The organism is Mixta theicola (assembly GCF_002895925.1).
Classification (GTDB): Bacteria; Pseudomonadota; Gammaproteobacteria; order Enterobacterales; family Enterobacteriaceae; genus Mixta; species Mixta theicola.
Genome location: NZ_NWUO01000062.1, coordinates 1 through 520 on the forward strand (window position 1 = coordinate 1; position 520 = coordinate 520).

The following is a 520-nucleotide window of genomic DNA, read 5'->3' on the forward strand; positions in this document are numbered from 1 at the left end:
CTCTCCGGAAATGTGGCGTCGCCCTGCCCAAGCGTACGCTGCATGATGACCGTATCAAGCCAGCGTCCGTGCCTGAAGCCCACAGATTTGAGCGTTCCTGTAATGCTGAAGCCTGCCGCACTATGCAGGGCAATAGAGGCGGTGTTTCCGCTGTTGCCAACTACGGCCACAAGCTGGCGAAAGCTACGGGCCTCTGCCCATACGACCGCACTCGATAACAGCTTTTTTCCAATCCCCTTACCCTGAAAGCCAGGGGCAATATATACAGAGTCCTCCAGGGTGAATCTGTAGGCACACCGTTCACGGTAGAGTGACAGGTAGCAGTACCCGCGGATATCGCCGTCCTCAACCGCCACAAACCAGGGCAGTCCTGCTGCCCGCACCTTTTTCAGACGGGCTGTCATTTCAGCCGAATCCGGCGGTTCGGTTTCAAAAGTGGCGGTGCCATGCAATACGTGATAAGCATAAATCTGCTGGATGGCAGGAATATGTCGTTCATCTGCTTCGGTTATTTCCATCG

General features: G+C 55.2%; 1 protein-coding gene. It reads right to left on the reverse strand.

The window, feature by feature from the left end:
- Positions 1-518: GNAT family N-acetyltransferase (locus COO59_RS20630; RefSeq protein ID WP_103061470.1), on the reverse strand; the 518-nt coding region annotated here is incomplete at its 3' end.
- Positions 519-520: the final 2 nt, after the last annotated feature.